Below are 24,918 nucleotides of genomic sequence, written 5' to 3'. Positions count from 1 at the left end.
CTTGGCCATTCGGGTTCGAGAGCAATATACATGTCGCAAGAAACGGATTCAAGAACGGACCCCCGGAATCCGGAATCCGGGGACGTGATACCGAACTTTCATAATTCGATATCACGTCCCCATATTCCATATTCCACGGGTCATCTTCGGAAGGTGTCGTACCGCTGGGTGAGCTGGTCGTAGGCGGCAAGCTTGGCTTCGAGGCGCTTCGTGTCGGCGCCGTACCGGAATCTTCCGGTGTCCTGCGGATACGCCTTCAGGTAGAACTCGAGCCAGAACTCCTCGCGCTCGAGGTTGTATTCGGCACGGGCTTCCCAGCAGTGCAGGTCGCGCACGATGCCGAGCGTCAGGGGGCTGAACTTTTTATTGAGGTGATTATAGTTTCCGTTCGCCGTGACTTCCCACAGCGGCCGGATGACGGCGCGATAATTCATCGACGTGTTCGTGATGCGGCGGTATTCATGCGGGTACGTGACGCTGGTGTCGAACGACCACAGGCTGCTCGCCATCCGGTACCGCATGTTCAGGTTCCCCGGTGTCAGCCGGGTCATGTCCATGCGGCTGAACGCGACGGGGTCGGGAACGTAATCGCGCCGCATGAAGAACTCCCAGCTCCGGTAGGCGTCCTGCCGCGACCGCCGCGAGTAATCCCAGTAGACCTGTTCGAGCCGGTTCGTGACACGGTTGTAATTGAAGTTGACCGGGTTGAGGTTCCAGGTGTTCTCTGCGAACCGCAGCCGCGACGACAGCATGTCGGTGCTCGTGACCGAGTCGAACTGGAACGGGGATTTTCCCTTCTGGGTCGAGACGTTGTAGTTGAACTCGAGATTCGTCACCTTCGAGAACTTCTGGTTCGCGCGGACGGTGGTGGCGCCGTTTTCGCGCTCGATGCCCTCGCTGTACCAGCTCTTGTCGAGGTTGTAGGACGGGGTGAAGTCGAACCGCCGGTTCACCTGCACGGTCGGCACGGAAAAATTCGACCTGACCTGCTTCTTCGTCGTGTTCTTCTTGTCGTCGAGGTTGCCTTCCTCGTAGAGGCCGTACATGCCCGAAACCGTCATCGTGAGCGGTACGCCTGGCGTCGTGTAGGCGGGGAAGGAGAAGTTCACCTCGGGAACGCGGTTGAGAATCTGGTATCCCGAATCGAGCGTGTATTTGTTTCCGTCCAGATCGAAGAACTTGCTCGCCGTGATGTTCATGTTCATGCGCTGCATCACCGGCGTGACGTTCATCTGGACGTTCAGATCCTGGTTTTCTTCCAGTCCGGTCACCTTGTCGCCGGTGTAGGCGACGCTCGTCGAGACGGAGTCGCCTTTCTGCGTCCGATAGCTGTGCGAAAGGTTCAGCTGCGTGTTCTTGTGGCCGCGCTGGGTCTCGTCGAGGCTGTAGAGGGAAAACGTGCCGTTGCTGTTCGAGCCGGTGCCGAAGCTCCCCGTCATCCCGATGCCGTAGCCGCGCTTCTGGAAATAATCGTACGTGAAATTGCCCTTCGAGCCGCGCGTAAGCTCGAGATCCGTTCCGAACTTGAAGTAGATGCCGTCGATCTGCGACATGCCCTGGCGCGTCGTGAAGAACCTCTCATTCTGGAACAGGCTTGACCGGTCGAGTTTTTTCCGGTAGAGCCGCCTGCCGTGCCATTTCAGCGCCAGGTCACGCATCGTCATCTCGTGGCCGGGAATGATCTCGATCTCCTTCGCCTCGATCGAGTAGTGCGGGTCTTCGACGTCGTCGCAGGTCGTCTGCAGCACGTCGTGGGCGATGCTGTACGCCGGGCTCACGTAGACGTCCTTGGCCCGGAAGTAGTTCCGGTTGCGCCGGATCTCCGCGTCGCGCATCCAGCCCTTGCCGTTCTTCATGTTGTAGACGAGGAAGTCGCCGGTCGTCCGGTCGTAGCCCTTCCAGAAGTCGACCGCGCCCTGCGCGAAGATGTCCTCGGTTTTCGTATTCGCCTGAATTGTATCAGCCGCTATACGCATATCCTTGAACGTGATGAACGCGCGCCCTTTCGTCACCACCTGGTCGGCTTTCGACCGGAACTCCAGGTAGTCGCCGAACACTTCGACGGGGAACTTCTGGGAATCCATTTCGGGAACGTCGAACGCCGCCGCAGGGCGGCCCAACGCCATGCAGAACGCGAGCAGCACGATCAGGCGCACCCAGGCGGTGCGCGTGAACGGGCGCAACATCATTCGAGCGAATCCTTCAACCGCGCGTCTCCACTTGCGGAATACCCTCCGCGGACAAAAACGGACAATAGCATATCTGGACCATGGATCGACATGGCCTTCCCTAAGGATATCGGCGTCCTGCCGCAAAACGCTCAGCAGTTCGGCGAAAAAAGCCCGGCCGGTTGAATCACGAACCGATCAGCGCATCGTGCAACCGGTTCATGGCTTCGCCCGCCTGGTCCGAGTCGACGACGACGGTCATGCGGCAGCCATCCTGCTCGACCAGGTGCGGAACGATGCCGATCTCGTCGAGTCGCTGCCGGAGTCTCACAGCATGCCGGTCGTCCCCGACCAGCCCCGTTCCCGCCAGCGTCAGAAACGTGACGCGGGCGCTGAACCTGACCTCCTCGGCCGATCGCCTGTCGGCCTCCTGCCACAACCAGGGAATGGCATCGAACGAATCCGCAGTCCGGAAGCCGACCCGCAGGCTTCCCCGGATACCGTCGAAACTCCGCCATTCCCGCGCGGTCACGGAAAACCCGTCGGGACCGGTTCCGATGCCCGCAATGTCGCCAGAGCCGCGAACGCCGTCGATCATCATGACCGACTGTTTTCTGTCGGCAGCCATGCTTTTGACGGGAATCGCCGGGTCTCCGTCCGGGCCGACGACGCTTCCCTCCTCGCGGGAAAAGCTCGATCGGACGTGGATTCTGATCGATGACTCCCGGGCGTAGGCAATCGATCGCGGATGCAGGATTCCGTTCCCGTACCGGGCCAGCGTCTCCATCTCGGCATAATTCAGGTGCCAGACTTTTCTGGCCGTCGGAATGATCCGCGGGTCAGCCGTGTAGATGCCGTCTTCGTCGGTATATTTTTCGCACACCTTCTGTCCGAGATCGCGCGCGAGAGCGACCGCCGTGATGTCAGACCCGCCCCGGCCAAGCGTCACGAGGTCGCCGGCATCGTTGATTCCCTGAAAACCGGCGACGATTGCCACCGATCCGGGTTCGAGAAATGAAGCGAGCTCCGGAAGCCGCTCGAACGAACGTATTTCCGCCGATCCGAATCGGCCGTCGGTGCGGATGCGAAGGTTGAACGCGTTGTATGATTTCGCCCTGACGCCGAACTTCTGAAGAGCGCAAGCGGCCATCGAACAGCTCACGATCTCGCCCGTCGCCATCAACTGGTCGAGTTCCCGGGGATCGGGGTCGGAGGAAATGCCGCGAAGAAGGGTGATGAGATCGTCGGTCGTGTCTCCCATGGCGGAAACGACCACCGCAACGCGCTTTCCTGCCCTGGCCTGCTCGGCGATGCGTTCTGCGACCCGGTTGATTCGCTCGGGGCCGGCCATCGAGGAACCGCCGAATTTCTGAACGAGAATTTCTCCGGGTTGGAACATGCCTATGATCGCGCCTTTAGCTTTCGTATCGCAGACAGGCCTTGATCGCTGCCAACTTGACGTCGGCGCGGACCTGCTCCAGCGTTCCATGCAGAACCCCGTCGGAGACGGGAGCGGTAAAGATCACCAACTCGGTGTTTCCGGAAGGCGTTTCACGGGAAACGCCGTCCCCGTCAGGCTGTACAATGTACCGAACCTCCACACCGGCTGCAGCAAAGAGATTCGTGATCTGCGCAAGCGTCGACATCTGGTTCACGAGCGTCAGCCTGATGTAGAAACCGGAGACCTGCCGATGCGATGGAATCAACTTCGCCGGACTGAATGTTCCGACGCCCGGTGTACCCTTTTCCAAAAGAAGCTGATGATCCCTGAGCATTCCCCGAAGGGAAACCTCGAACGAGGTTCCAGGGCCGATGAAGACGTGGGAACTGCCGTCGGAACATTGCATGTATGCGGCTTCCGAACCGCCCCGAGCCTGGGCGAGAATATACTTCGCGGGGAGCAGGCACGGCCTGACCCAGGCTTCGAATCCGGCCTCGTGCGCCTCGACCGAACCGATCAGGCGAATGTTGTAGCCGAGCCGGCAGGCAACGGCCACATCTCTCGCATCGAGTTGGCCGAATCCTTCCGCGAGAATGCGCTCCGCCGAAAGATTTATGCCGAACACGGATGACGCCAGCAGGGCGAGCCGCTCACGGGCGGCAAGCGCATGAAGGTGGCGCGTCATATTTCCGGGGGCCACATTCCGCCATTGAGCTTCGCGTATCGCCTCGTCGAGGGGCCTGCCGCTCCGCTCCATTTCCGTCAGTACGAAGCCCGCAACGCCGTCGGTGATGGCGAGAAGCCTGCGTGGGGTCGGCAGAAAGACGCTGCTTCCGCAGATGTCGAGAAAGGGGAACGTGCCGCCGATCGCACCACGCACGCCTGTCTGGCCAGCCAGGCCGTTTTCGAGACGCGAGTTCGCGAGAACCGCATCGGAGGTGATGACCCAGGGGGTCCATTCCTTCGGCGATCGCGATTCGGTGAAATGAAACCCCGTGTCGACGACCGAAAAGAACTCGGCCGGATCGAGCGTCACCCAGGGCGGTTCGGCGTTTTCACGGCCCAGAACGGGGCGCCTGACGAGTTCTTCGAGTCCCAGGCGTTCGAGTGTTGAGCGCAGTTCCTCGTGTCTCGGAGGAAGATTGAGAAATCCGACCGTCGACATACCGCTCCGTTTCCCGTCAGCCGTGAACGGCTTCTCCGGAAGCAGCCGCCATGGCTTCGGCAAACGCTTCCGACAGCGTCGGATGCGGATGAATGACGTTCCGGGCATCGCGGGCCGCAATCTTCAAGGTGGTCAGCATCGTTGGTTCGATGATCAGATTGCTGGCCTCGGGCCCCCAAATCACTGCGCCGAGGAGATGTCCGTTTTCGTCCGTCAACGTTTTGATCTGCCCGTCGGCGTCGCCGGCCGCCACCGCTTTTCCGTTCGCCGAAAAGAGGCTTCTGCCGACGGTCGGCGTTAGTCCCTTCGCGCGGGCGTCGTCTTCGGATAAGCCGACCCAGGCGATCTCGGGATGCGTATAGACGCAAGCAGGAACAGCGTTGTAATCCCGGCGGACGGGTCGGCCGCGCCAGAGGTCCGCGAGAAGGAGAGCATCGTAGGTTGCCTTGTGGGCCAGCATCGGCCCCGGAATGGCGTCGCCGACCGCGAACACGCCCGGTTCACTGGTTTCGAACGCGTCGTTGACGGCGATGAACCGCCCTTCCATGTGCAGCGATATTTCGCCGCCCTCGAGCACGGAAAGATTCGGCTTCCGGCCCATCGCGAGGATGGCTTTGGCGAAGGTGCGTTTCTGGCCCGCGATCGTTGCCGAGACCATGCCGTTCTCACTTTCGAGATTTTCGACCTTCTGGCCGGTGAATATCTCGATGCCGGCTTTCTTGAAAACCGGCAGCAGGCGTTTGGCCGTCGCCGAATCGAGGCCGGGAAGGATCTGCGGCATCATTTCGACGATCGTGACTTTCGAGCCAAACGTGGAAAACACCTGGCCGAACTCGAGGCCGATGACCCCGCCGCCCACGATCAGGAGAGATTCCGGAACCGAGTTTGCCGAAAGCGCCTCATCGCTCGTCCAGAACAGACTGCGATCCGTCGGCAATCCCGCCGGGACGGCAGGCACCGAGCCGGTCGCGAGGCAGATTCTGTCGGCCGAGATTTCAACGGGGTTTTCCACAGTTTCCACACGGACGCGGCGGCCGGTGAGCAGTTTCGCGGTTCCCTTGAAGATCGTGACGCCGGCGGCCTGGAGCATCTTGTCGATGCCCTGGCGAAGCGTTTTCATCACGGTCTCCTTGCGGTTCATGATCTCGGCCCAATCGAAGCCGATATTCTCGGCTTTCAACCCCCATTGTCTGGCGTGAGATAGCTGATGATATAATTTTGACGATGCGAGAAGCGCCTTGGTCGGGATACACCCCCAGTTCAGGCAGGTTCCGCCGACCGCGTCTCGTTCTATAACGGCAACTTTTGAACCAGCGCGGGCCATGGCCCCGGCAAGTGGATAACCGGCCGGGCCGGCGCCGATGACGATGATGTCGAAATGGTTCATGGTCAGGCCCCCGTGTCAATATGGAACAGGGGCGTGCCTTTTTCGACGGGTTTGCCGTTCTCGATCAGGATATTCACGACCTTGCCGGCCTTGTCCGCCTTGATCTCGTTCATAAGTTTCATCGCCTCGACGATGCAAACGGGTTGGCCGATTTTTACGACGTCGCCGACTTTTACGAATTGGGGCGCCGTCGGGGCCGGAGCTCTGTAAAACGTTCCGGCCATCGGCGAAACGATTTTGTGCCACTCGGCTTCCGCCGGAGCCGCCACAGGAGCTGGTTTCGCAAGAGAGATGGCGGCGGGTATGGGATGCGACGCCGCGGTTTGGAGGGGTTGGAAAGCGGGAGTCACGACTTGGGCGCTGTTTCCGGGCGAAAGTGGTTCGGTATGGCGACAGGTTGATTGCCGGCGGAGGGATACTTTCACTCCGGAGGCTTCGAGATCGAGCTCGGCAAGGCCCGTTTCTCCCATGAGCCGAATGATGCCGGCAACATCATCGAAAAGGCCCGTATCGGGATTCTGCGTTGGAGATCCATTTCCGATCTGAGGTTTGTTCGTTTTCGCCATGACTTGTGAGCCCTCCTGTGAAATCGCCGCAGTATAACAAACGACATCTCTCTCCGCAACGGAGGCGATCGGTCATGTGAGACATTATTGGGGACCGGATGGCAACAGCCAATTTCGCGTTTCCGTCGTGCTTCGACAAGCTCAGCACGAACGGATTGGCTTCATTTCGCTGAGGCCGACAGCAGATGTACACTTCATGACTGCGGATACCAGACGCTTGATTTGTTTTCCGCGAAAGCGTACAACGGGACGGTTCCCGAAGATGTACGGCTTTCCCGGTTTGCGGATGATTGACGGTGTACGGTTATTGTTTATAAAAGTCCGTAGTCGTAATAGTAGGGTTGTGGAAGTTGGGGAAAACCCTGTGGATGTCGGTTCACGTCTGCGTTTCGCCTCTGTAAAACCTTGTGGATGGCCTGGCCGGTTATTCCACATGATCCACAGGAAGTCATGAATTTCTGGTTTTCCCGGGGTTATCCACAGGATGTTCACGTGGAAAACCGGCTTCTTATCAGATGTTTGTTGGTTTTGGGGGCTTGCGGCGTCCCTCGACTTCTGCTATCCTAACGACCACTTTCACCCACCCAAAAACCTTTACAAGCCGCATGAATTCGTACATTTGTGGGGTTTGGGTGTGTACACAGCAAGAGGATAGCGCATGGAAGCAGTAAGTCAGTTGTGGTCGCGCATTACCGGTGAAATCCGAACCCAGGTCAACGAAGCAAACCTCAACATCTTCCTCAACTCGATCAACCCGGTCGGCATCGAGGGAGAAACCCTCGTTCTCGAGGCTCTAAACGAAGTTTGCCGAGATTGGGTCGAACGACGCTACCACGGCATGATCCAGAAAATCCTCCAGGGGGCGACCCCTCCCCTGTCGTGCATTTTCGTCACACGTTCAAGAACAACCGCGAAAGCTGCAAAAGCTCCGGTTCCCATCCAACCCTGCCTTCCCGCAATCGGCGGACCCTCCGTCACAATCACTCTTCCCGAAAAAGCCCCGGCGGAAAAGCCGCACGCCCAGTCGATGCTCCAATTCAACGGGAAATACACGTTCGACACCTTCATCGTGGGCAAGAGCAATCAATTCGCTCACGCGGTCTGTCAGGCCGTCGCGAGCAAACCGCTTGGAACCGCTTACAACCCGGTGTTCATTTACGGCGGCGTCGGTCTTGGAAAAACCCATCTGATGCAGGCCATCGGCCAGGAAGTCCTGAAAACGAATCCGAAGCTGAGAGTTGCCTACCTGTCTTCCGAAGCGTTCACCAATGAGTTCATTGAAGCCGTAAAAGACAAAAAGATGAACGAGTTCCGCGCGAAGTACCGCCGCAGAGACCTGCTTCTGATCGACGATGTGCAGTTTTTCGTCGGAAAGGACTCCGTTATCGAAGAGTTCTTCCATACGTTCAATGAGCTCTTCCAGAACAAGAAGCAGATCATCCTGACGTCCGACGCGCCGCCGAAAAAAATCCAGCGCCTGGAAGAACGTCTTGTCTCCAGGTTCGAAATGGGTGTCGTCTGCGATATTCAACCCCCTGACCTGGAAATGCGCGTCGCCATCCTGAAAAAAGCCGCCGCGCGATCCGTCATCAAAGTTTCCGACGACATTCTCATGTATCTGGCCGAAGGCGTCGTGACGAACATCAGAACGCTCGAAGGTGCTTTCACCCGGGTTGTGGCGTATGCAAGCGTCGTTCAGAAACCGATCGACAAGGATCTTGTGGACCAGGTTCTGAAGGAATTCTTCCGCGAGCAGACGCCGGGAAAGGTCACCATCTCCTGGATCATGAAACGGGTCTCCGAGTATTACGATATCCCCGAAGCCGAGATGACGAGCAAGCGGCGTTCGGCGAACCTCGTTCTACCCCGTCAGATCGCGATGCGCATTTCCCAGATGCTGACGGATTCCTCACTTAACCAGATCGGCGCGAATTTCGGCGGACGGGACCATACGACGGTGATGCACTCCTGCGAAAAAATCCGAGAGCGCGTTGCGAACGACCCTGCCTTTGCTGCCGAGTTCGAGCGGCTGCTGCGCTGGGTCGACCCGCAGAACCGGTAAAAGGGGGAGCCTCGGGAGCTTTGCGAGGCATCCCTGCATATCAGCAGCCAACGTTCCGAATATAAGGCGGATCGTGATCCGCCGAGTTGCTCGTGGGGAACGGGTTTTTCCTGATCTTGGATATCTTGGACAATCCGCGCCGGGGTATGCTATGTTTTGCGGGCAAAGAGAATGACAGAGCTGATGAGGGATATCCATGCCGCAGGTACGGGTTGAGACACTGGATGGCGGGCTCAGTCACGTCATCATAGAAAATGATGCGTCGATTCCAAACACCGACCCCGAACAGAGCCTTTCCCAGTTTTCAAAAAAGCTTCCCCACATGCTGGTGAACCTGCTCAACCTGTCGAACGTCACCCAGAAATTGATCAAGCACCTCGGCGTCCTGAAAGACCGATCGAACATCAAGGTCATTACGACGCAGCAGGATGTCATCGACCTGTGCAGACGCACCGGGCTGGCGGTTTTTCCTTCCGTAAAAAGCGCCGCACTCTCGTTCGCGGGCGATGAAACTCTCGAACTGCTCCGGAGAAAACTTCGCGACGTTCCCGTGCTCAACACGGAAGCCTACAAACTGATCGCCGAAACGAGTTCGCCGGACGCTTCACTTGCGGCGCTCGAAAACAAGATCAAGGATAATCCCGGGCTTTGCAGTCAGGTCATCCGCTGGGCGAATTCCGCAACGTTCGCCCGAAGATCAAAAGCCGAAACGCTGCACCAGGCGATGGCGATCCTGGGCATGTCGAATCTCAGGCAGCTGTTCATTTTCAACTTTTACAAGAGCGTCGGAGGCCTGTTCTCGGCCCAGAAGGAGCTGATGGACCACGGCCGGAAATGCGCCACCCTTGCCGAGTTCATCGCCAGAGCCGGCGGCGCGTCGAGCGACGAATGCGCAAAAGTGCGCCTGGGCGGGCTTCTTCACGACATCGGCCGGCAGGCGCTGATGTTCGCCTTTCCCGACCGCTATCAGGACGTCCGGCAGAAGATCATCGAGGAAAGCAAGCCGAGTTTCATCGCCGAGCTCCTGGTGTTCGGCACCGAGCATCAGTCGATCGGAAGCCACCTGTGCACTCTCTGGAACTTCCCCGAGTATCTCGGCGCGATCGTCGCTGACCACCATTATCTGAAGTCCGCCGGCTGGAACGCCCTCACGTTGCCGATCTTTTGCGCCAACAACTATCTCAACGAGATCGACAAGATGCCGTTCAGTCCGTGGTTTCAGAAGCTCGAAGCGTATTTCTTCGTGAAGCAGAAAGAGATGCCGTGGAAAGACGTGATGAAGGAGTTCGGGGAGTTCCTTGCGGCCCAGGAACAGGGAATTTTCACCTGACCCCGTTCATTCCCCGAGCAGTTTCTGGATCGTGGCGAGAACCCGTTCGGGTTGGAGCGGCTTGACCAGAAAATCCCTGGCCCCCGCCATGATAGCCGCTTTCACTTTTTCCATCTGCCCCATGGCGGAACACATGATGACGATCGCCTTTGGGTCGATCTGGATGATCTTTCTGACGGCGGTGATGCCGTCCATTTCGGGCATCGTGAGATCCATGGTGACGAGGTCCGGTTTCTGGGCGACATAATTCTCGACGGCTTCCGTGCCGGTGGAAGCTTCGGCGCACACCTCATACCCGTTTTTCTCCAGGAGGCGCCTGAGCATCAGCCGCATCACGGCCGTGTCATCGACAATCATGATCCGTTTGGACATGAACAACCTCGTTCCTAAGGTGTCCCTCTAAGGGTACTCCAGACCGGGTTCGAAGTCAAAACCCGGTCTATCCAGTCATCGGCGTGAAAGCCGTTTCGCCTTAGCCAAACCATCAGACAGGCGGGAGGTCCAGACTTGCGCCCGGGACAAATTCAGAGTATCATAGTCCGCACCCCATCGCGTTTTCAGAGGAAACCGAGCATTCGCATGAACGCAGAAAAACCCCGGTATCGGAGCGGCATCCGTCCCATCGGAAGCATGCTCACGGATACCCTCGCCGAACTGCGGCGCCAGGCCTGGGAGGCCAGATACGGCCAGCAAGGCGGACGGGGGTTTTCCATGCGCGTCGCGCGTGCCGCCGGATCAGAAATGATGCAACTCGGGCGACTGCGTAAAACATGGCCGTCGATCGTCGGTCCCGATCTTGCGCGTCACACCGCTCCCGAGCGCCTGTTCCAGGGAAAGCTGTTCGTGGTCTGCGAAGACTCCCAATGGATGCAGACGTTCATATTCGTCCGCACCCAGGTGCTCGAGCGCGTCGGCCAGCTCTGCTTGGGAACGGAAATCCGGACCACCGTCGCGCGTCTCGGACGGCTGCCGGCAACGGCGCCGATCGCCAGCCCCCCCCAGTGGCCGGACTGGCGCGGAGCAAGCGTTTCCGACGTGCCCGCAACGAAGGACCGTCGGCTTCACGACCTGATTCTTCGATGCAAGGCCAAACTGCAGGCAAGGCGCAATGCTCTAGCCATGAGCGGACTGACCCCTTGCCCAACGTGTGGGGCCGTCACGGTCAGGACCGGAACGACCGCGTGTGCCGTCTGCCGGCACAACGCGAGGGTCGAGATCCGGGCCAGGCTTCGCACGCTGCTCGACGAAACTCCTTGGCTGACCCTCGACGAAGTCAGGGAGCATCTTCCAAGCGTAATGCCCGAAGAACTGCTCGCCGCCAAGATCGATCTCCTCGGCGAGGTTCGCGCGGCCGTCGAAGCGCTCGGGGCACAGCTTCGCGAAACACCCGATGAAACGCTCGTGCCGCGTCTGCGGTTCGAGATGATCCGAGCGGTGATCCTCGAAACGGGGGTTCGGCCCGATGTCATGACGCCCGATGCTATCGACGCCATGCTCCCGGCCGAATGGAAACGACTTCTCGAGCGCCTCAGCGCCGAACCCCGGGAGGAATCCGACGCATGCTGATTCATCTCGGGAACAACGAATTTATCGACCTGTCCGAATGCGTGGCGATCGTGAATCTCGCGACGATCGATCCGGTCACGCGTGAAACGATCCTCACATCCGTCCGGGGAACGCTCGACGGGGAGCCGCACGCGGCTGTCCTGACGGCGGACGGACGATGGCTCGGCTCTACCCTGTCACCGGATGCGCTGTCGCACCGGGGCCGGAGCGAGCTGTTTGGTGAAGCATTTTATCACCGGCTTCCGCCGGTGAAGAAGGTCGTGGCCGATCTGGACGAGAGCCACGGGACTGGAGACGAAGACGATGCCTGATACCGAAACCTTGTTGACACCCCTGGCCGCGGCGGCCGCGAAGACGGAAGACGGGAACGGCCTGCCGGTCGACGGCCTGGCGGGCGAGTATTCCGCGAAGAACATCCAGGTCCTAGAAGGTCTGGAAGCCGTCCGGAAACGGCCCGGCATGTATATCGGCGGCACCGGCATGGACGGGCTGCACCACCTGGTCTGGGAAGTCGTCGACAACAGCATCGACGAGGCGCTCGCCGGACACGCCACGACGGTCCACGTGCAGATGCACGACAACGGTTCGCTCTCGGTTCTCGACGACGGCCGCGGCATGCCGGTCGACATCCACCCCGGTACCGGTCGGCCGGCTCTCGAAGTGTTGCTGACGGTGCTGCACTCGGGCGGCAAGTTCGATAAAAAGAGCTATAAATTCAGCGGCGGCCTTCACGGCGTCGGAGTTTCGGTCGTGAACGCTCTCTCCGAGTGGCTCGAAGTCACGGTCTGGCGCGACGGCTCGATTCATCAGCAGTTGTTCCAGCGCGGTGCCCCGGTGGGCGAGATGACCGTCACCGAGGGTGCCGATCGCAGAGGCACGAAAGTGCACTTCATGCCCGACAGGGAAGTGTTTCCGAATATCGAATTCAACTTCGAGATTCTCTCGAAGCGCCTCCGCGAGCTGGCTTTCCTCAATCGCGGCGTCAAGATCGTGCTGCGCCAGACGAAAACCCAGAAGTGCCATCTGTTCGAGTATCAGGGCGGCATCGGCAGCTTCGTCGAGTATCTGAACGAGACCAAGACGACGCTGTTCCGCGACGTGGTGCATTTCAAACGCGAGCGCGACGATGTCGAAGTCGAGGTCGCGATGTCGTATAACGATGGCTATAACGAGCAGTTCCTGGCCTTCGTCAACAACATCAACACGATCGACGGCGGCACGCATGTGCTGGGTTACCGCTCGGCCCTCACGAAGGTGTTCAACGACTACCTGAAAAAGGATCCGACCCTGCTCGGCAAGGACAAGAGCAAGGAAGTGAAGCTCACGACCGACGACGTGCGCGAAGGGCTCGTCGGTGTGCTTTCGATCAAGGTTCCCGAACCCCAGTTCGAGGGTCAGACGAAGGGCAAGCTGGGCAATCCCGAGGTGCGCGGCATCGTCGATGCCGTCGTGACCGAGTATCTGAGCGACTACTTCGAGCAGAACCCGCTGGTTGCCCGGCCCGTCGTCGACAAGATCCTCACTGCCATGCGCGCCCGCATCGCTGCCCAGAAAGCTCGCGAACTGACCCGGCGCAAGACCGCCATGGACGGCAACTCGCTTCCCGGCAAGCTTGCCGACTGCCAGGAGAGCGATCCGTCGAAGTGCGAACTGTTCATCGTCGAAGGCGATTCGGCCGGCGGCTCTGCGAAACAGGGCCGCGATCGCAAGATACAGGCGGTGCTGCCGTTGCGCGGCAAGATCCTGAACGTCGAGAAAACCCGACTCGAACGCGTTCTCACTAGCGAGGCGATCCAGGACCTGGTCTCGGCCGTGGGAACGAACGTCGGCAAGGAAGATTTCGACATCAAGAAGACCCGCTATCACAAAATCGTCATCATGACCGACGCCGACGTCGACGGGGCGCATATCCGAACCCTGCTTCTCACCTTCTTCTATCGCTATATGCCCGAGATCATCGACAAGGGGTATCTTTTCATCGCCCAGCCGCCCCTGTACAAGATCAAGAAGGGGCGTGACGAGCGGTATGCCTACTCCGACGAGCAGAAGGTGAAGGTCCTGGAAGACATCGGCGCCGACGAGGGCACCGCGAACATCCAGCGCTACAAAGGTCTCGGCGAAATGAATCCCGAACAGCTCTGGGAAACCACGATGGATCCGTCGAAGCGCGTTCTGAAGAAAGTTCAGTCGCTCGATGCGCTGGAAGCGGACCGCATTTTCTCCGTCCTGATGGGCGACAAGGTTGAACCGCGCCGGCAGTTCATCTCCCAGTACGCCAAGCAGGTCCGGAATCTGGATATCTGAGGCACACATGGCTACCGACAACACTGAAAACACGAACGACACCACACCGGAAAACCCCGAGAACACCGAACATTCTGGGGCACTGGCCGCCGGCTCTTCAGGCGCTCCCGTTCCGCCGCCCCCGCTGAATCCGAACGAGGTTTTCGTCAATATAGAAGACGATATGAAAACCTCGTATATCGATTACGCGATGAGCGTCATCGTCGGCCGCGCTCTTCCAGACGTTCGCGACGGCCTCAAGCCGGTTCATCGCCGCGTTCTGTACGCGATGTTCGACCAGGGCTTTACGAGCAAGAAGAGTTATGTGAAGTCGGCCCGCACGGTCGGCGAAGTGCTTGGTAAATATCATCCGCACGGCGATTTGGCGATCTACGACACGCTCGTTCGCATGGCCCAGGATTTCAGTCTGCGCTACCCGCTGATCGACGGCCACGGCAACTTCGGCTCGATCGACGGCGACAGCGCCGCGGCGATGCGCTACACCGAATCCCGCCTCGATCAGCTCGCCGAAGAGCTGCTTCGGGACATCGAGATGGAGACGGTCGAATGGATGCCGAACTTCGATGGTTCGCTCCAGGAGCCGATCGTTCTTCCCAGTAAGTTCCCGAATCTCCTCGTGAACGGCTCTTCAGGTATCGCCGTCGGTATGGCGACGAACATTCCGCCCCATAATCTCACGGAGGTCATCAACGGCACCATCCGGCTGATCGACGATCCGGAGGTCGATATCTGCGAGTTGATCAAGCTCATTCCGGGGCCCGACTTCCCCACCGGCGGCACCATCATGGGCCGTGACGGCATCGAAGCGGCATACCGCACCGGCCGCGGCAGCATCACGGTTCGCGCCGTCACGACCACCGAGGAGTTCGCCCGGGGCCGTGAGCGTATCGTCATCACCGAGCTGCCGTATCAGGTCAACAAGGCGAAGCTGGTCAAGCAGATCGCCGACCTGATTCGCGACAAGAAAATCGACGGCATCACCGACCTGCGCGACGAGTCGAACCGCGAGGGCATGCGGGTCGTCATCGAGCTGCGCAAGGGGGTCAACACCGAGGTCATCCTGAACCAGTTGTACCGCCACACCCCGATGCAGTCCGGGTTCGGCGTCATCATGCTGGTGCTGGTCGACAACCGGCCGCTGGTGCTCGATATCAAAACCGTGCTCGGCCATTACGTCGACCATTGCCGCGACGTCATCCGACGCCGCACCACGTTCCAGCTCAGGAAGGCCGAAGAGAAGGCTCACATCCTCGAAGGGTTGACCATAGCCCTCGACAATCTCGATGCCGTCATTCAGCTGATCAAGGAAGCCGCGGACCCGGCGAAGGCCAAGGAAGGCCTGATGAATGCCTTCATGCTGAGCGAGCGCCAGGCTCAGGCGATCCTCGACATGCGCCTGCAGCGGCTGACCGGCCTCGAGCGGGACAAGATCGTGAACGAATACCACGAAACTCTCGCCCTGATCGAGAAACTCAAGGGCATTCTCGCCAGCGACACCAAGGTACGTGAAATCGTCAAAACCGAACTGATCGAGATCCGCGACAGATACGGCGACGAGCGCCGCACCCAGATCTGCTACTCCGAGGCCGAGCAGCTCGGCATCGAAGACCTGATGCAGGAAGAAGACATCGTGATCACGGTGACGCGCAACGGCTACATCAAGCGCATCGCCCCGAACACGTTCAGACAGATCGGCCGCGGCGGCAAGGGCAGCTTCGCCATGGGAGTGAAGGAAGACGACGTCGTCGAGCACATGTTCCTCGCCACGACGCACTCGTATCTGCTCGTATTCACCTCCACCGGCAAGGCGCACTGGCTGAAGGGCTACAAGATTCCGGAAGGCGGCCGCCAGGCCGGCGGGCGCGCGATCGTGAATCTGCTGAACCTGTCCGAGAACGAGAAGATCACGGCCCTGCTGCCGGTGAAGACATTCGACGAGCAGCGTCGTATCTTCATGGTGACGAGGCGCGGTGTCGCGAAGATGGTCGAGTTGTCCGCGTTCTCGCGGCCGAGCTCGAAGGGCATCATCGCGATCAATCTCGATGACAATGACGAGCTGGTCGGCGTGAAGACGATCCGCGGCGGCGAACACGTCGTCATCGCCACTCAGCGCGGCTATGCGATCCGGTTCCCCGAAGATGAGATCCGGTGCATGGGGCGCGCGGCACGTGGCGTGAAGGCCATCTCCTTCAAGGATCCCGTGGACGTGGTTATCGGCATGGAAGCCTTCACCCGCGCCGGCCAGGTCGCTCCGCAGCCCGGTGCGGTTCCGGGCGCGGAAGGCGGCGAATCCGTCGAATCCGTCGTTCAGCCGGTTCCGGCGGCCGAGGTCATGCCGGCGATCGTTGCGGCGGCTCCGGCTGAAGCCGGTGAGCCGGGCGATGACACGATTCCGACCGAATACATCCCGTTCGAGGGCATGCTTCTGACGGTGTCGGTCATGGGCTTCAGCAAGCAGACCGACGTGAACGAGTACCGTGTCACGCATCGCGGCGGCAAGGGCGTCATCAACCTGGTGGTGAAGGAAAAGACCGGCGAGGTGCTGTCGATCAAGCGCATGTTCGAAGGCGACGAGCTGATGATCGTCACCACGAAGGGCAAGGTAGTGCGCCTCAATGCCGACGAAGTCCGCTCGACCGGCAGAGCGGCGTCCGGAGTGAAGCTGATTACCCTCGACGATGGTGACCGCGTCATGTCCGTGGCGCGCATCCCGGCCGTGGAAGAAGTGGCGAAGTAACGTTCCGCGGAGCCGTCCCGAGTGGGGCGGCTCCGCTCCTCATTCGACAAGAACAGGAGCGGATCCGATGGCAGACGAGCATCACGTCCAGATGGCGGGAACGCCGGTGAAGAGACGCAGGGTCCGCTTTTCCACCGAGATCATGTTCATCCTTTCCGTCGTGTTCTGCGTTGCGCTCTCGATCATCTACCTGTCGAGGTATTCCACGATCCGCACTCTTCTGCTGAAGGAAAGCGAGCTCAACGAGAAGATCACCTCGCTGGAACGTGAAAACCGGCGCCTGAAGCAGAATCTCGATACGCTTTCCACCCCCGAGGGCATCGAGCGACTCGCGCGCGAGCGCCTCGGCCTGGTCAGACCCGAAGAGCTCGTCGTCACCCCCGTTCCCGCCACCGGAACGCCTCCGGTCCGCCCCGAAAACGCGGCCGGCTCATCCGGACGGGACCGCTGAAAAAAACTCTGTCGACGTTGCGGGAATGCTTGCAATTCGTGTGTACCTGTGATATAGTGTTCCTTACGACCGCCGTGGAGGAATGGCCGAGTGGTCGATGGCGCCGGTCTTGAAAACCGGAAACCGAAAGGTTCGCGGGTTCGAATCCTGCTTCCTCCGTGCCAAAAGTTTTGGAGAGGTGGCCGAGTTGGCTTAAGGCAACGGTTTGCTAAACCGTCGTAGGGCCGTAAAGCTCTACCGCGGGTTCGAATCCCGCCTTCTCCGCCGCTTATATGCGCCTGTAGCTCAGTTTGGATAGAGCACCAGATTGCGGATCTGGTGGCCAGAGGTTCGAGTCCTCTCAGGCGCGCTGTTTTATTTTGGAGAGATGGCTGAGTTGGTCGAAAGCGCTCGACTCGAAATCGAGTAGGCGCGTTGATAGCGTGCCTCGTGAGTTCGAATCTCACTCTCTCCGCCCTTGATTTCACTCCCCGGGTGGGGTTTCTGGAGAGGTCGCCTAGTTGGTCTATGGCGCGTGCCTGGAAAGTACGTATCCGAAAGGATCGCGAGTTCGAATCTCGCCCTCTCCGCTGTCGTGCTAGACGGAGGGCTCGGGGTCCTCTATTATCCGCAAATCCCCGCGGGCGGGTTGAATTCCTGCCAGAGGACCTGGTTGGTGGTACCAGCCTGTTCCGGAAGTAGTGAAGGACGGGTTCCACACGGCGAAAGCCCGTGAACCCCGCCAGGATCGGAAGATAGCAACGGTAAACGTCAGCTTTCGGGTGATGTGGCAGCGCCTGTCCGGAGCAGAAGGTTCAGGAAATGGGCCATTGATTCAGGCACGAGGGCAGGTGCACGACCTCGTTCATGATCGACGGGAAAACGCGTGAGAATCGCGTTTTCCCGTCGTTGTTTTCCCGTCTACTTTTCCATCACTGCACCAGCAGCGTGCGGATCGACTGGGACAGCACGTTTGCCTGCGCCATCATGGCGGTTCCCGATTCCGAAACCACGCGGTTCCGGGTAAATTCGACCATTTCAAGCGCCGCATCGACATCTTCGAGACGGGATTCGACGGACGTCAGATCGTTCCTGCATGACGAAAGGCTTTTGACGGCCGATTCGAGCTTGTTCTGCAATGATCCGAGTCTCGAACGCTCCGCCACGAGCCTGTCCATAGCCCTGTCGATTTTTCCCAGGCTTTTCTCGGCACCCCTGACACTTGTCAGATCGATATTATCCACTCCGAGAGCCGTGGCGGAAAGGTTGGAAATCGAAAACGCAAGACTCTGCTTTTCATCGGCCCCGATCTGGAACTGGGAAGATCGGTCGGTGACCGCGAGCGTGAAGTTCCGTTCGCCGCTTCCGACTGCCGACGTCTGCTGAGCGAGCCCGAATTTCTTGTCGATTCCATGCGTGATGGCGGTTGCATTGAGTGAAACCCTTACTGCGCTGGAGGTGATTCCGCCGCTGTCGAGGATTTCGCTTCCCACGCGGAGCGAGGTGAATGCCAGGCTTCCGTTCACGGCATCGACACGCACCTGGACGTTCGCATTTTCCAGAATATTGTTCTGCGAATTCTGCCAGGTCGAAAAATTCTGCAGATCGGGCGAGGCTTTGTTCGTGATGAGGGCGTAGGACAGCGTGGCGGCGTTGACACCGTCGGAAACGCTGAACCTCACGGAGCCGGCAGCGGTTGCGTACTTGCTGAATCCATAGACCGTGTTTGCCGCTTTTTTCGTGCACTGTGCAAAACCGCTGAATGTTCCTGTGGGAATGCCGATCGCGTTTTGCTCGGGGAAACGGGCGGAGATTTCGATGAGAGAAGAAGTCTCGGTATCGGGCGGATCGTAGGTGATCCGTATTTCGCCGTCGACGACGCTCGATTTCATCCCGTCGATCGACTGCAGCTGGCTGTTGATATACCTGGATAACCCCTCCATCGACCAGTTTCCCTGATGGGCATGGATGAGTTTGGGGGTGGCCATGCTCCCTACACGGATAGAGAAATCTGAATCGAGAGCCCCTGTCAGAACAAGACCTGTTTCTAGACCTCCGAAACCAGCCACCTGCGCCGGCTGGGAGGAAAACATGACGTCGATTCCCTGCAGCAGGCCGGTTGCGACATCCTCGGATGTCTGACGAGAGGTGACGTTTCCCGATGCATCCGTGGAAGCGAGCTCGACGAGATTGTTTTTCGATTCCCGCGTGATGCTGAATCCCAGCGCATCGATCAGCGCCTGATCGGCGGAAAACGCCACGTCCCCGTTTTCCCCGATCGAGCCCGAAGTTATCTGAAGATATCCCCCCTTGTCCGCAATTCGCGTCTGGGCCGGATTCACAAGGGCTACTTTCGAGTTGGACATGCCGAGGCCGCTTTCGTTTGCGATCGCGTTCTGGAGCGTCGCCGCAAGCCGGTCGAGGGACATGGTGCCGTCGACCGTGATCGGAACATTCTTTGCGTTTCCGTTCAGCAGAAGCGTCCGGGGTGTCGTGAGGGCAAACACACCCGAGGAATCATAGAACTGAGAGATGCTCTGCAGTTGGGTCGATCCGGAAGCCAGGCCGCCGGTTTCCGCGATCGTGAAAATCTGGGACCGTTGCATCTGGGAGACACCGGCTTCGATCATGGCGATGCTGATGTCATATCTGCCGTTTGCCGCCGGCCCTCCGGAAGCGATGCCCGTCACATGCTCCGAATCAGAGCGTATCTGCGCCGCCTGGCTTCCGTCGAGAAGTTTCTTTGTATTGAATTCGGTATTATATGATATACGATTTATGTCACCGCGCAGCCGGACAATCTCTCCCTGGAGCTCCAGGCGGTCGTTGCTGGTGAGGGTTTCGTTGCACGCCTGGCCGGCCAGTTCGCGCATGCGCTGGAGAATGTCCTGGATCTCGCCGGTGGCTCCGTCGGCCGCCTGAATGGTCGAAATGCCGTCCTGGGCGTTCTGCACCGCTTTGGAAAGTCCTCTGACTTGGCGCCTCAGTTTCTCACCGATGGCCGATCCTGCTGCATCGTCCGCGGCCTTGTTGATCCGCAGTCCCGAACTCAGTTTCTCTATCGAGGCTTCGAGTCTGCTCGAAGCGGCGGTCCGGGTCGCATACGTTGAAAGTGCGAGTGAGCCATGATTGATGGCGAAAAGCATCGTTCGATTCCTCCTTGAATCGTTCGCGTCGGCATCCTTGCCTGGTAATCCCTCGAGAGCGGGTTCCACGATCAAACACGCTCCCTGCACATTTATCGACATGGACAGTCGAAATGTGTATCTGGAAATTTAGGTGCTGGGATGAATAAATTGAGAAAATTCATCTTTTATCTTTTGATTTCTTCATGTTTTGCCTATAAATCTCACGATTTCACATCGATATACTCGAATCTGTAAATCCGGATAGAGGGGATCGCTGAACGGTTCCGGGTTGCCTGAGAGGCCGGAATAGTGCATTATGTCCGCAGCGGAATGTCCCGCTGCGTTACGGCCCGACGTCAGGAGAGCAACGATGGCCACTCAGCCCACCCGCCAGAACCTTTACAGGAAATATCGTCCCCAGACTTTTTCGGAGCTCCTGGGGCAGGAACACATCGTTCGCACCCTCCAGTCGGCCGTTTCGACCGGCAGACTTTCCCATGCTTACATGTTTTCGGGTCCCCGGGGAACCGGCAAAACGTCTGCCGCGCGCCTGCTGGCAAAAATTCTCAACTGCCGCGCGCCCGTCACCCTGCCTTCCGGCATGAAGGACGCCTGCCGGACCTGCGACGTGTGCCGCCGCATCGAGGAACTGACGTTCATGGACATCGTCGAAATCGACGCCGCAAGCAACAATGGCGTCGACGACATCCGCCAGATGCGTGAGAAGGTCAAATATCTTCCCGTCGAGGGCCAGTACAAGATCTACATCATCGACGAAGTGCACATGCTCTCCGGCGCTGCTTTCAACGCTTTTCTCAAGACCCTCGAGGAACCGCCGCCCCGCGTCGTGTTCGTCCTGGCGACGACCGATCCGCAGAAGGTGCCGGCCACGATCCTTTCGCGCTGCCAGTGCTTCGACTTCCACGCGATCTCCCGGAAGGTGATCGTGGAGCGGCTTGCCGAGGTCGCGGCTCGTGAGCGCGAAGCCGATCCGCAGAATTTTCCCGAGATCGGACAGGAGGCGTTGTTCCTCATCGCAGAATGCGCGGCCGGCGGGTTCCGTGACGCGCTGAGCCTGCTCGACCAGATCACGGGCTCGATGTCGGGCGGTATCGTCACTCTCGACATGGTTCTCGAAATGACACGGCGCCTCGGCCATGCCGTCCTGAAACAACTGGCTCAGTGCATTTTTTCGAGGGAACCGGGAAACCTTCTGAACAAGCTCCACGAGCTGTTCTTCAGGGGACACGAGACGCTGACGGTCGGCCGCGATCTCCTCGAATACCTGCGACGATGCCTGGTTCTGAAGGTCGATCCGAAGGCCGGTCCGGTTCTCGAAATTCCCGCGGAACAGGCGCATGATATCTCGGTCCAAGTCGCCGGCGTCGGCGCCGAATTGCTGATGGCTATGGCCGCCCGGCTCGAACGTGTCGTGTGGGGCCTTCGCAACTCGGCGTATCCGAGACTGCTTCTCGAGATCGAGTTGGTGCGCCTGTGCATGGGGGAAGTGTCGGCCGGAATCGAAGGCCTGGAACGAAGGGTGGCGGCCGTCGAAAGCCGTATCATGGGGGGAGGCCTGCCTCCCGGCGTTGGTCCGGTCGCCGGTTCGGCCGCCAGAGTGGGTGCCGGACCTGCTCCGACGGGGCTTCGGGCCATTCCCGGCGGTGCCGGAAGACCGGAGAATCAACCGATTCCGCTACAAACCGTGCGGCGGGCGGCGGGCGGCCCCCCGCCGCGTTCAGAGGCTCCGGCAGATGAATACGATGCGATCCCCTCCGTCGAGCCGGGAGGTTCCCCTGCGGACCTGTTTTCGATTCTGCAGGCGCGGTTCATGAAAATCTCGAAGGTGAACGGCTCCTTTCTCCAGCAGGCCACGTTCGAATCCTTCAAGAACGGCGTCGTCACGGTTGTTTCGAACTCGAGTTTTCATATCGAGCGGCTTCGAGATCCCAAAGTCCAGGCACAACTCGACCCGTTACTCGCCGCCGTGTATGGCCCAGGGACGCGCATCGTCGTGAAAAATCCCCAGGAGGCTCTCGTCCGGTCGAAACCCGAAGAGCGGGAGGCCCAGCCAAAGCCGGCCGGAGCGAACCATGCCCAGCAGATCGCCCGTCTCGACCAGGAAGCTCGGAACAAGGTGCTGGAGAAGCCTGCCATTGCCGATGCCCTGGCGACGTTCGGGGGAGACGTCATAGGCGTGGAGCGAGGGCCCGGAAATACGGACCCAGGTGAGAGCAGCGCCGACTGACCGACTTCGATAGCCGGAAGTTGGGGAAAACCGGTGTGGCGGCCTTCTCGGAAAATTCCGTAATGATGCCCATTGCGGGGCTTATTCCTGGAAAAAGAGGGAATATGCGAAGGGAATTATCAACTTAGTGATCAGTATTGTCCGGTTCGGGTGCACCCATGCGATGATCGGAAATATCGGAAAAACGGCATGAAAACAACCCGCAAACACCTTGAATGAGGCTTGTCTGGTGCATGTGGCACTGGGAGGAAAGTGTACATCCCTCCATGGTGGAAAATGTGGATAACCATGGGGATAAGCTGTTCATGCGGGGCGGTGGGGTGGAAAAGATATTTGCTGTGCCCTCTTGACAAACGCTTGACAGGCCGAAAAGAGGAGGGTAAGGCCATGAAATGGGCTTCAAACGGGCATGGGTGCAACGTTGCCTTGTTCCGAACCGTTGGTCACCCCTGTGTTGGCCGCGACAATCGCCTGAAATCGGCGACCAAAGAAGGTTACATCAGGGGGCAGAGCCCTGAAAGGGCGTTACCCTCCCGAACGGTTCAACGGAACTGAGATCAAACGGATGAAAAGCGCATCTGATGAAGACTTGCGGAGTTCCCCGGCGACGCCGCCGAACAGGCCGGTGAAGACGCGACTGGCCTTCGCCGTTGCCTTTGCCGGGGGTCTTCTGATGACCGGCCTCTGGATGACGATGCTCAAAACCACGAGTTTCGCCCCCCGGCAGACCTTCCGAAGCGATGTCATCCCTCTTCCGGCATCGTCGGCGGCGACCGGCCTGACGGACGTCCTCAAACAGCGAAGGACAAAAAGGGATTTCACAGCCGGATGTCGGATCACCCTCGAAGAGATCAACAGCCTCCTCTGGGCCGCCCAGGGGGTTACGTCGCCAGAAGGCTTCCGGACGGCGCCGTCAGCCGGTGCGTTGTATCCGCTCGAACTCGTCGTTGCTGCGGGGAACGTCGGTTCCCTCACGCCGGGCCTGTATCGATATCAACCGGGCGAAAGCCAGCTATCGCCCGGCGCGGCAGGGGATTTTCGCGGCCCGATCGCCGATGCGGCATACGCCCAGTCCTGGATGGCGGAGTGTGCCGCCGTCATCGCTGTCTGCGGGGTCGTCGACCGGGTTTCCCGAAAATACGGAAGCCGGGGGGAACGGTATACCCTGATCGAAGCCGGCCACGCCGGCCAGAATATCATGCTGATGTCGGCGGCGCTCGGCCTGAAATGCGGCATCATCGGCGCGTTCGACGACGAACGTCTGCACCGCCAGCTCGGTCTTGCGCCGGATGAACGCGTGATCACGCTCTTCCCGGTCGGCAGATAACAAAAGGCGGGGCAGCAACGTGCCCCGCCTTTTTCAGTTTCTCCGGCTTCAGACGAACAGGTTGACGGTCGAGTCGGCCGCGGAATCGAGATAGGCCGCCACGCCGCCTTCCGTGATGCCGTCGATGAGTTCGGCCTTCTTCAGGCCCATGACATCCATGCTCATCGTGCAAGCGACCATTCTGACGCCGGCCGCCTTCGCGGAAGCGATCAGCTCAGGCAGGGGCGCGACCTTTTTTTGCTCCATTACGTGTTTCATCATGAGGGTCCCGGCACCGCCGAAATGCATTTTCGACAGGCCGAGCGCCTCGGCGCCGCGCGGCATCATCATGCCGAACATCGATTCGAGCACGGTCTTGTCGACGGCCGGCGCGTCTTTGCGGCGTAGGATGTTGAGGCCCCAGAAGGTGAAGAATAGTGTCACTTCCATCCCCATCGCCGCGGCGCCGTTCGCGATGATGAACGCGGCATACGCCCGGTCGAGATCGCCGCTGAAGACGACCATCGTCAGCCGCTTCTTCCCCTGCATTCCCGCCAGGAATGGGGTCGCGCAGGCGATTGCCGGGGAAAGGGCTTCCGCGGTTTTCTCGATGATGACGGAGTAACGGCCCTTCTCGCCGCCTTTCTGCACGAGCTTGTTGCCGGAACGGCGGCACCAGGCTTCGGCATCGACCGGGAATCCAGGATCCGTGGCCGTCACCTTGAGATACTGGCCGGCTTTCAACTGCTCGACGCGCTCCCGCATTTTCATCAGGGGGCCGGGGCACTGGAGGCCGCAGGCATCGAGCTCAAACGTTTCACCGCCGGTCGTGGGGGTGGCGACAGGGGCGCTGCAGAACGTTTCCTGAATGGGCTTCGGAGCTGGCGACGCACGCAGGGCTTCCTCGTGATACAACGCCCACGTCTTGTAGCCGCCGACCAGATTGCGCGCGTTATAACCTCTCTGGCTCAGGAGGCGCTGGGCGAAGTAGCCGCGCAAGGCGACCTGGCAGTAGACGATGATTTCTCTGTCTTTCGGAAGTTCGCCGATGCGCTCCCGGAGCGAGTCGACCGGGATCAG

Annotated in this window: 17 protein-coding genes, 5 tRNA genes and 1 other RNA gene; 15 read left to right on the top strand and 8 right to left on the bottom strand. The window is 59.5% G+C overall.

Annotated features, from left to right (window positions below; translation table 11 throughout):
- Positions 1–140: 140 nt before the first annotated feature.
- From PLU72_12375 to accB, 5 genes are all read right to left on the bottom strand, one after another.
- Positions 141–2,189 carry a hypothetical protein gene (locus PLU72_12375; protein ID HOT28974.1) on the bottom strand — a complete coding sequence of 683 codons (2,049 nt, stop codon included), beginning with the start codon at positions 2,187–2,189 and terminating at the stop codon, positions 141–143.
- Positions 2,190–2,355: 166 nt separating this feature from the next.
- Complete coding sequence (locus tag PLU72_12370; GenBank protein HOT28973.1) at positions 2,356–3,567, bottom strand: aspartate kinase; 1,212 nt, start codon at positions 3,565–3,567, stop codon at positions 2,356–2,358.
- 16 nt (positions 3,568–3,583) lie between these two features.
- Complete coding sequence (locus PLU72_12365) at positions 3,584–4,774, bottom strand: hypothetical protein (GenBank protein ID HOT28972.1); 1,191 nt, start codon at positions 4,772–4,774, stop codon at positions 3,584–3,586.
- A gap of 16 nt (positions 4,775–4,790) precedes the next feature.
- The gene (lpdA, locus tag PLU72_12360) at positions 4,791–6,161 is read right to left on the bottom strand and encodes a dihydrolipoyl dehydrogenase (GenBank protein ID HOT28971.1); all 1,371 of its coding nucleotides are present in this window, start codon (positions 6,159–6,161) and stop codon (positions 4,791–4,793) included.
- A 2-nt stretch (positions 6,162–6,163) separates the two neighbouring features.
- Complete coding sequence (gene accB, locus PLU72_12355; GenBank protein HOT28970.1) at positions 6,164–6,727, bottom strand: acetyl-CoA carboxylase biotin carboxyl carrier protein; 564 nt, start codon at positions 6,725–6,727, stop codon at positions 6,164–6,166.
- Between the two features lie 658 nt (positions 6,728–7,385).
- On the opposite strand from accB, the gene dnaA reads away from it, so the two are divergent.
- Entirely contained in the window at positions 7,386–8,789 is a 1,404-nt protein-coding gene (gene dnaA, locus PLU72_12350) for a chromosomal replication initiator protein DnaA (GenBank protein ID HOT28969.1), read from the top strand.
- Between the two features lie 196 nt (positions 8,790–8,985).
- A complete protein-coding gene (locus PLU72_12345) occupies positions 8,986–10,119 on the top strand; it encodes an HDOD domain-containing protein (protein ID HOT28968.1) in 1,134 nt (377 codons plus the stop codon).
- A gap of 6 nt (positions 10,120–10,125) precedes the next feature.
- On the opposite strand, the gene PLU72_12340 is transcribed toward PLU72_12345, so the two are convergent.
- Positions 10,126–10,491 carry a response regulator gene (locus PLU72_12340; protein ID HOT28967.1) on the bottom strand — a complete coding sequence of 122 codons (366 nt, stop codon included), beginning with the start codon at positions 10,489–10,491 and terminating at the stop codon, positions 10,126–10,128.
- 207 nt (positions 10,492–10,698) lie between these two features.
- Here PLU72_12340 and PLU72_12335 point away from each other — a divergent pair, with 207 nt between their 5' ends.
- From PLU72_12335 to ffs, 11 genes are all read left to right on the top strand, one after another.
- A complete protein-coding gene (locus PLU72_12335; GenBank protein HOT28966.1) occupies positions 10,699–11,685 on the top strand; it encodes a DUF721 domain-containing protein in 987 nt (328 codons plus the stop codon).
- Positions 11,679–11,996 (top strand): hypothetical protein, encoded by a 318-nt coding sequence (locus PLU72_12330; protein ID HOT28965.1) that lies wholly within the window; start codon positions 11,679–11,681, stop codon positions 11,994–11,996. Before PLU72_12335 ends, PLU72_12330 begins: the two co-directional genes overlap by 7 nt.
- A complete protein-coding gene (gene gyrB / locus PLU72_12325) occupies positions 11,989–13,989 on the top strand; it encodes a DNA topoisomerase (ATP-hydrolyzing) subunit B (protein HOT28964.1) in 2,001 nt (666 codons plus the stop codon). Before PLU72_12330 ends, gyrB begins: the two co-directional genes overlap by 8 nt.
- 7 nt (positions 13,990–13,996) lie before the next feature.
- On the top strand, positions 13,997–16,726 hold the full coding sequence (gyrA, locus tag PLU72_12320; protein ID HOT28963.1) for a DNA gyrase subunit A: 2,730 nt from the start codon (positions 13,997–13,999) through the stop codon (positions 16,724–16,726).
- A gap of 67 nt (positions 16,727–16,793) precedes the next feature.
- On the top strand, positions 16,794–17,177 hold the full coding sequence (locus tag PLU72_12315; GenBank protein ID HOT28962.1) for a cell division protein FtsL: 384 nt from the start codon (positions 16,794–16,796) through the stop codon (positions 17,175–17,177).
- A 76-nt stretch (positions 17,178–17,253) separates the two neighbouring features.
- Positions 17,254–17,336: transfer RNA gene (locus PLU72_12310), tRNA-Ser, on the top strand.
- Between the two features lie 13 nt (positions 17,337–17,349).
- Positions 17,350–17,441, top strand: a tRNA-Ser gene (locus tag PLU72_12305).
- Between the two features lie 10 nt (positions 17,442–17,451).
- Positions 17,452–17,526 (top strand) — tRNA-Arg (locus tag PLU72_12300).
- A gap of 12 nt (positions 17,527–17,538) precedes the next feature.
- A tRNA-Ser gene (locus PLU72_12295) sits at positions 17,539–17,631 on the top strand.
- A gap of 31 nt (positions 17,632–17,662) precedes the next feature.
- A tRNA-Ser gene (locus PLU72_12290) sits at positions 17,663–17,746 on the top strand.
- A 3-nt stretch (positions 17,747–17,749) separates the two neighbouring features.
- Positions 17,750–18,015, top strand: an RNA gene (ffs, locus tag PLU72_12285) — signal recognition particle sRNA large type.
- A 73-nt stretch (positions 18,016–18,088) separates the two neighbouring features.
- Here the strand turns inward: ffs and PLU72_12280 are convergent.
- Positions 18,089–20,302: a flagellin gene (locus PLU72_12280; GenBank protein ID HOT28961.1), complete on the bottom strand. Its 2,214-nt coding sequence runs from the start codon at positions 20,300–20,302 to the stop codon at positions 18,089–18,091.
- 352 nt (positions 20,303–20,654) lie between these two features.
- Between PLU72_12280 and dnaX the strand changes: the two genes are divergently transcribed.
- On the top strand, positions 20,655–22,532 hold the full coding sequence (gene dnaX / locus PLU72_12275; protein ID HOT28960.1) for a DNA polymerase III subunit gamma/tau: 1,878 nt from the start codon (positions 20,655–20,657) through the stop codon (positions 22,530–22,532).
- A gap of 565 nt (positions 22,533–23,097) precedes the next feature.
- A complete protein-coding gene (locus PLU72_12270) occupies positions 23,098–23,859 on the top strand; it encodes a SagB/ThcOx family dehydrogenase (GenBank protein ID HOT28959.1) in 762 nt (253 codons plus the stop codon).
- A 48-nt stretch (positions 23,860–23,907) separates the two neighbouring features.
- Here PLU72_12270 and PLU72_12265 read toward each other — a convergent pair.
- A partial coding sequence (locus PLU72_12265) for a DsrE/DsrF/DrsH-like family protein (GenBank protein ID HOT28958.1) occupies positions 23,908–24,918 on the bottom strand: 1,011 nt, incomplete at its 5' end.

This window comes from Candidatus Ozemobacteraceae bacterium, from assembly GCA_035373905.1.
Taxonomy (GTDB): domain Bacteria; phylum Muiribacteriota; class Ozemobacteria; order Ozemobacterales; family Ozemobacteraceae; genus MWAR01.
Note: the sequence above shows the minus strand (reverse complement) of the source record. Positions and strands in the feature narration are given on the sequence as shown.

Coding starts and splice junctions, on each gene's coding strand:
- accB (HOT28970.1), bottom strand. CDS start 6,727: ATGGCGAAAACGAACAAACCTCAGATCGGAAATGGATCTCCAACGCAG.
- dnaA (HOT28969.1), top strand. CDS start 7,386: ATGGAAGCAGTAAGTCAGTTGTGGTCGCGCATTACCGGTGAAATCCGA.
- PLU72_12315 (HOT28962.1), top strand. CDS start 16,794: ATGGCAGACGAGCATCACGTCCAGATGGCGGGAACGCCGGTGAAGAGA.
- PLU72_12375 (HOT28974.1), bottom strand. CDS start 2,189: ATGATGTTGCGCCCGTTCACGCGCACCGCCTGGGTGCGCCTGATCGTG.
- dnaX (HOT28960.1), top strand. CDS start 20,655: ATGGCCACTCAGCCCACCCGCCAGAACCTTTACAGGAAATATCGTCCC.
- PLU72_12345 (HOT28968.1), top strand. CDS start 8,986: ATGCCGCAGGTACGGGTTGAGACACTGGATGGCGGGCTCAGTCACGTC.
- PLU72_12370 (HOT28973.1), bottom strand. CDS start 3,567: ATGTTCCAACCCGGAGAAATTCTCGTTCAGAAATTCGGCGGTTCCTCG.
- PLU72_12340 (HOT28967.1), bottom strand. CDS start 10,491: ATGTCCAAACGGATCATGATTGTCGATGACACGGCCGTGATGCGGCTG.
- PLU72_12280 (HOT28961.1), bottom strand. CDS start 20,302: ATGCTTTTCGCCATCAATCATGGCTCACTCGCACTTTCAACGTATGCG.
- PLU72_12330 (HOT28965.1), top strand. CDS start 11,679: ATGCTGATTCATCTCGGGAACAACGAATTTATCGACCTGTCCGAATGC.
- PLU72_12270 (HOT28959.1), top strand. CDS start 23,098: ATGAAAAGCGCATCTGATGAAGACTTGCGGAGTTCCCCGGCGACGCCG.
- PLU72_12335 (HOT28966.1), top strand. CDS start 10,699: ATGAACGCAGAAAAACCCCGGTATCGGAGCGGCATCCGTCCCATCGGA.
- lpdA (HOT28971.1), bottom strand. CDS start 6,161: ATGAACCATTTCGACATCATCGTCATCGGCGCCGGCCCGGCCGGTTAT.
- PLU72_12365 (HOT28972.1), bottom strand. CDS start 4,774: ATGTCGACGGTCGGATTTCTCAATCTTCCTCCGAGACACGAGGAACTG.
- gyrA (HOT28963.1), top strand. CDS start 13,997: ATGGCTACCGACAACACTGAAAACACGAACGACACCACACCGGAAAAC.
- gyrB (HOT28964.1), top strand. CDS start 11,989: ATGCCTGATACCGAAACCTTGTTGACACCCCTGGCCGCGGCGGCCGCG.